The sequence below is a fragment of the Streptomyces tricolor genome (assembly GCF_002155905.1).
GTDB lineage: Bacteria > Actinomycetota > Actinomycetes > Streptomycetales > Streptomycetaceae > Streptomyces > Streptomyces tricolor.
The window spans coordinates 1-6,355 of the sequence record NZ_MUMF01000382.1 but is presented as its reverse complement, the minus strand read 5'-3'; the positions used below and the strand labels follow the sequence as shown (position 1 = coordinate 6,355).

Sequence of the window (6,355 nt, the reverse complement as noted above, 5' to 3'; positions counted from 1 at the left end):
ACGCCGCCGAACAATTTTTGATAAAGGTCGGATCCTGAACTTCGGTTCGGGGTCCGGCCTTTTTCTGTTGTGCGTAACGTGTCGTTCACGTTGCGAGCCCAGCATCCAGACATGGGTACTGCAGCAATGCTCAGGGCCGCCGGCGTAGGCGTCGGTGACGAGGTCGTCGTACCGGCCTTCGGGAACGTCGAGGTCGCCGAGGCCGTGACCCTGGCCGGAGCGCTCCCGGTGTTCGCCGACATAGACCCGGTGACCTACTGCCTCGACCCGGACGCGGTCGAGGCGGCCGTAACCTCCCGTACCGCAGCGGTCGTTGTCGTGCACCGCTTCGGACGGCGTGCCGCCATCGGGCGGTTGCACGCGCTCGGGCAGCGGCACGGGCTGCTGGTCCTGGAGCAGGGCGAGTCCGAGGCGCCGTACGACGAGATAGCGCAGCGCAGGCAGCGGGCCGCCTATCTCGACGCCAGGCTGAAGGGCGTACGGACGCCCGACGGCGGCGACGGGCACACCTATCAGCAGTACGTCGTGCGGGTGCCGGGGAACGGCCGGCCCGACCGGGACGCCTTCGCCCGGGCCTTGCGGGCCAAGGGAGTCGAGTGCCGGGTGCCGGTGAAGACGCCCGTGCACCGGCTGCCGGAGTTCCGGCGGTACGTGTCGCTGCCGGAGACCGAACTGGCCGCCGACGAGACGCTCGCGCTGCCCGTGGACGCCGCGCTCACCAAGCGGGAGATGCACCGCATCGTCTCCGCCTGCAACGCCCTCGGTGGTCTGCTCCAACCCGCGTTCTGAGCGGGCACCGAACGAATTTGGGAACTGGGGCCTGTTCGGGGTACAGTTTCTTTGTCGCCGCGAGGGAAACCTCGAAAACGACAGGCCCCTATAGCTCAGTCGGCAGAGCGTCTCCATGGTAAGGAGAAGGTCAACGGTTCGATTCCGTTTGGGGGCTCCAGCAAAAAGGCCCCACCCTTCCGGGTGGGGCCTTTTCGTGCTTCCTCAGGCCTCCTTGTGGATTCCCGGGACCCGCATCGCCAGAATCGCCATGTCGTCGGAGGGAGCGTCCGAGGCGAAACGCTCCACCGCGCGCATGATGCGTGCCGCGACCGCGCCCGCCGTCAGGCCCGTGCAGGTCGTGAGGACGTCGGCGAGGCCGTCGTCGCCCAGCATGCGGGTGCCCTCCCGGCGCTCGGTGACGCCGTCCGTGACGCAGAGCAGCACGTCACCCGGGTCGAGGGTGACCGTCTCCTCGTACAGCTCCAGGTCCTCGATGACGCCCAGCAGCGGCTGCGGCTCGGCCGCGGCCACCACCGTGCCGTCCTGGCGCAGGCGCAGCGGCAGCGGGTGGCCGGCGCAGACCACCTTCAGCTCGGCGCTGCCGTCCTCCTGCGGCCGCAACTCGCCGTAGAGCAGGGTCAGGAAGCGGCTGCGGTCGCCCTCGTCGAGAATGGCGGAATTCAGGCGCTCCAGCACCGCCGGGCCGGACAGGCCCTCGCGGGCCAGCAGGCGCAGCGCGTGCCGGGCCAGGCCGGTGACCGCCGCCGCGTTGGGGCCCGTACCGCACACGTCGCCGATGGCGAAGCCGTACGCGCCGTTGCCGATGGGGAAGAGGTCGTAGAAGTCGCCGCCGACCTCGTTGCCCTCGCCGGCCGCGCGGTAGATGACCTCCACCTCGACGCCGTCGATCTGCGGCAGGCCCGGCGGGAGCAGGCTGCGCTGGAGGGACTGGCTGATGGCCGTGCGCTCCGAGTACAGCCGGGCGTTGTCCAGGGCGAGGGCGGCCCGGCGGCTCAAGTCCTCGGCCAGCTCCAGGATCTCCTGGCGGAAGTGTTCGTCGGTGGGCTTGCCGAGGGTCAGCATGCCGATGACCCGGTTGCGGGCGACGAGCGGCAGGACGACCGTCTCGCCGCCGACCGCGGAGGCCGTCGCCAGCGTCGGGCCGATACCGGAGGCGACCCGGTGCGTGGGGCCGCCGGCCAGGCCCAGGCTGCGCATGGAACTGCGCAGGGCCGCCTGGTGGGCGACCTCGCCCGGGGCCGTCCAGACCCGGGCGCCGGGCGTCGGTACCGGATCCGGCGGGGGGATCTTCGACAACAACGACTTGATGCCGTCGATGAGTTCCTCGTCCTCGTGCAGGACGTACGACAGGTACGGATCGGAGGCCTGGTCGGCGATCGTGTACACCGCGCACCAGGTGGCCAGGGTGGGGACCGTCATCTGCGCCATCAGGGCGAGCGTCTGGTCCCGGTCCAGGGTGCCGGCCAGCAGGTCGGAGGCCTCGACCAGGAAGCTCAGGGAGCCGCGGCGCAGCCGTTCCAGTTCACCGAGGCGGGCCGACTCGACGGCCAGGGCGATGCGGTCGGCGGCGAACTGCAGGCGCAGCGCCTCCTCGTTGCTGTACCGGCCGGGCGCCTCGGCCGCGACGCCCAGGGAACCGGTCAGGCGGCCCTCGACCTTCAGCGGGACGGTGACGACCGAGCGCATGCCGGTGCCGGCGAGCAGCGGTACGGCTCCCGGGACGGCGGCGAGGTCGTCGTGCACGGCGGGCATGCGGGCGGAGCCGTAGCGGCCGGGGCCCGCTTCGACGGGCACGCGCGCGAAGCGCTGGCGGGCGGAGGGCAGGCCGGTTGAGGCGCGGACCTCCAGTTCCGTCTCGTCGTCCGTGGCGAGCAGCAGGAAGGCCGAGTCGCCGTCGAGCATGTCGCGGGCGCGCTCCACCGTGCGCTGGAGCAGGCCGTCGAGGTCGTCCGGGGCGGGGGAGCCGATGAACACCTCGAAGGGGTCGGTGCTCTGCCCGTCGGAGGACGACGTCTGGTCGCCGGCCGGGACGCGGGACGGCGTCTGCAGCACGGCGCGTTCGTGGTCGCGGACCAGGAGGCAGACGGTGGAGGGCTCGCCGCCGGTGTCGCGGACCCGGAGGTGGGAGGCGTACACCTGGGCCACGCGGCCGTCGGCGCCGCGGATGCCGTAGGTGCCCTCCCAGCGGGAGAGCTGGAGGGCCTCGGCGATGCCCGTGCCGGTGCCGGGGGTGTGCGGCCAGGCGGCCAGCTCGGTGAGGGGCTTGCCGATGACGGCGTCGGCCGGGTAGCCGAACAGTTCCTCCGCGTCCTCGTTCCAGGCGCTGATGCTGCCCTTGCGGTCGACCTGGAGGACGGCGACGCGGACCCGGCCGTCGGCCAGCGGCAGGAGGTCGGCCGGCAGGGCCGGGCCGGCGGTGCGGGTGCCGACCGGGCGCTCGGGCAGGTTGAGCTGGAACCAGACGTTCTTGTGGGTGGGGGTGTAGTCCACGCCCCAGCGGGTGGCCAGGGCCGCGCACAGCTGGAGGCCGCGGCCGCCCTCGCGGTCGGGGCTGCCCATGGAGACGGCGGACTGCTGGAGCGGTACTTCGCGCTCCGGGTAGCGGTCGGAGACCTCGATGCGGACGCCGTCCTCGGTGCGCAGGCACAGCACCTCCGCGTGCGTGCCCGCGTGCACGACGGCGTTGGTCACCAGCTCGCTGGTCAGGACGACCGCGTCGTCGACGATGTCGGCGAACCCCCAGCCCTGGAGGGTGTCGCGGACGAAGGACCGGGCGGTCGCGACCGATCGCCCGACGGGCTCGAAACTGGCAGCCGCGCGCGCGGTGATCACAGAACTCCTCGGCCGGTCGTCGACATGCGGTGCTGCCCGGCCGGCCGGCTCGCTCCGCTGCTGCGGCATCAGCTCGCCCGTCGGCTGTGGCTCCGGGGTCTGTCCCCCGGGGATCAGTCCGGTGGTCATGGTGTCCGGCCGCCCCTCCGATGCCCGCTCGTACTCGTGCCACCGCCCAGGCCGGTCGGACCGGTGCGGCTGGACAGCCGCATGCAAGGTTACTTACCTTCGCCGTCCGAGCGGATGCCGGTCGTAGGTGTTTACGCCCCCAGGGTGTGCGGACGATGTGCGAAGCTGCCGAACTGTTATGGCCTGGTTCGGCCGGGGTGAAACACTGGGCAAGCTTCTGATGAAGGTCGGGTCGGGCTGCGTGCGTTCCGTGTACGGCGGGCAGCAGCCCCTGGTGTGGCCGGATCTCGTCTGGCAGATATACGCAGCAGTAACCGGTACGCGGAAGCAACCGGTGTGCCGATCACCGGCACGCCGGGCCGAAGCGGCCGAGCACAGCAGTAACGGTCTACCCCTCCGGGAGGGACACAGTGGAGTCTGGCGCGGCGACGCGAGGCACGAAGACGCGCGCGAAAGGCGGACCGTCCCTGGGCAGGAGCGGCGGCACCACCGCCGTGGACACGGCTGCCCTGAACCGGCTGCTGGCGGCTCTCGTGGCGATGCGCGACGGGAACTTCCGCAAGCGGCTCACGGTGTCCGGCGACGGTGTGATGTCGGAGATCGCGGCCGTCTTCAACGAGGTGGCCGACCGGAATCTGCATCTGACCGGTGAGCTGGCGCGGGTGCGGCGCATGGTGGGGCGTGAGGGGAAACTCACGGAGCGGCTGGAGACGGGGGCCTGCGAGGGCTCCTGGGCGACGGCCATCGACCACTCCAACGCGCTGGTGGACGATCTCGTCTGGCCGGTCTCCGAGGTCGGCCGGGTGCTCACCGCGGTCGCCGACGGCGATCTGTCACCGCGGATGGAGCTGCGGACCCAGCCCCAGGACGACGGTACGGGCCATCCCCTGCGGGGTGAGTTCCTGAAGGTCGGCCGCACCGTCAACAACCTGGTCGACCAGCTGTCGACGTTCACCGACGAGGTCACGCGCGTGGCCAGCGAGGTCGGCACCGAGGGCAAGCTCGGCGGTCAGGCCCGGGTGCGCGGCATGTCCGGTTCCTGGAAGGATCTGACCGAGTCCGTCAACACGATGGCGTACCGGCTGACCGCGCAGGTGCGGGACATCGCGCTGGTCACCACGGCGGTCGCCAAGGGCGATCTGTCCCGCAAGGTGACCGTCCACGTGGCGGGCGAGATGCTGGAGCTGAAGAACACCGTCAACACGATGGTGGACCAGCTGTCGTCCTTCTCCTCCGAGGTCACCCGGGTGGCCCGGGAGGTGGGCACCGAGGGCATCCTGGGCGGCCAGGCGCAGGTGCCCGGGGTGGCCGGCGTGTGGAAGGAGCTGACCGACTCCGTCAACACCATGGCGGGCAACCTGACCGCGCAGGTGCGGGGGATCTCGCAGGTCACGACCGCTGTCGCCAACGGTGATCTGTCGCAGAAGGTGACCGTCCCCGCGCGCGGGGAGGTGGCGCAGCTCGCCGAGACGATCAACCAGATGACCGAGACGCTGCGGATCTTCGCGGACGAGGTCACGCGGGTGGCGAACGAGGTGGGGGCGGAGGGCCGGCTCGGCGGGCAGGCGAACGTGCCGGGCGCGGCCGGTACCTGGAAGGACCTGACGGACTCCGTCAACACGGTCTTCCGGAACCTGACCACGCAGGTGCGGGACATCGCCGCCGTGACGACCGCGGTGGCCAGCGGTGACCTGTCGCAGAAGGTCACCGTCGACGTGGCCGGCGAGATGCTGGAGTTGAAGAACACCGTCAACGGGATGGTGGACCAGCTGTCGGCGTTCGGTGCCGAGGTGACGCGGGTCGCGCGGGAGATCGGCGTCGAGGGCGAGCTGGGCGGCCAGGCGCAGGTGCCGGGCGCGGCCGGTACCTGGAAGGACCTGACGGACTCCGTCAACACCGCGTTCCGCAACCTCACCGGGCAGGTGCGCAACATCGCCCAGGTGACCACGGCGGTGGCCAACGGTGACCTGTCGCAGAAGGTCACCGTGGACGTGTCCGGTGAGATGCTCCAGCTGAAGAACACCGTGAACACCATGGTGGACCAGCTGTCGAGCTTCGCGGACCAGGTCACGCGGATGGCCCGGGACGTGGGGACGGAGGGCCGGCTGGGCGGTCAGGCCCGGGTGGACGGCGTCTCCGGTACGTGGAAGGAGTTGACGGACTCCGTCAACTTCATGGCCGGGAACCTGACCTCGCAGGTGCGTCAGATCGCCCAGGTGACGACGGCCGTGGCGCGCGGTGACCTGTCGCAGAAGATCGACGTCGACGCGCGCGGCGAGATTCTCGAGCTGAAGAACACGATCAACACCATGGTCGATCAGCTGTCCGCCTTCGCCGACCAGGTGACCCGGGTCGCGCGCGACGTGGGTACGGAAGGCCGTCTCGGCGGGCAGGCGCAGGTGCCCGGTGTCGCCGGTGTGTGGCGGGACCTGACCGACTCCGTGAACGGCATGGCCGGCAACCTGACGGCCCAGGTGCGCAACATCGCGCAGGTCGCCACCGCCGTGGCGCGCGGTGACCTCTCCCAGAAGATCACCGTGGACGCGCGCGGGGAGATCCTGGAGCTGAAGAACACCCTGAACACGATGGTCGACCAGCTGTC

Annotated in this window: 3 protein-coding genes and 1 tRNA gene; 3 read left to right on the top strand and 1 reads right to left on the bottom strand. The window is 70.9% G+C overall.

What is annotated here, in order from left to right; genetic code table 11:
- The first annotated feature begins 126 nt into the window (after positions 1-126).
- Both CCN44_RS26065 and CCN44_RS26060 read left to right on the top strand, forming a co-directional pair.
- Positions 127-789, top strand: a complete 663-nt coding sequence (locus CCN44_RS26065; RefSeq protein ID WP_086700040.1) for a DegT/DnrJ/EryC1/StrS family aminotransferase — start codon at positions 127-129, stop codon at positions 787-789.
- An 84-nt stretch (positions 790-873) separates the two neighbouring features.
- A tRNA-Thr gene (locus CCN44_RS26060) sits at positions 874-949 on the top strand.
- A gap of 44 nt (positions 950-993) precedes the next feature.
- Here CCN44_RS26060 and CCN44_RS26055 read toward each other — a convergent pair.
- Positions 994-3,753 (bottom strand): SpoIIE family protein phosphatase, encoded by a 2,760-nt coding sequence (locus CCN44_RS26055; RefSeq protein WP_086700037.1) that lies wholly within the window; start codon positions 3,751-3,753, stop codon positions 994-996.
- Positions 3,754-4,163: 410 nt separating this feature from the next.
- Between CCN44_RS26055 and CCN44_RS26045 the strand changes: the two genes are divergently transcribed.
- Positions 4,164-6,355, top strand: a 2,192-nt coding sequence (locus CCN44_RS26045; RefSeq protein WP_143649972.1) for a HAMP domain-containing protein, incomplete at its 3' end; no start/stop codon positions are given.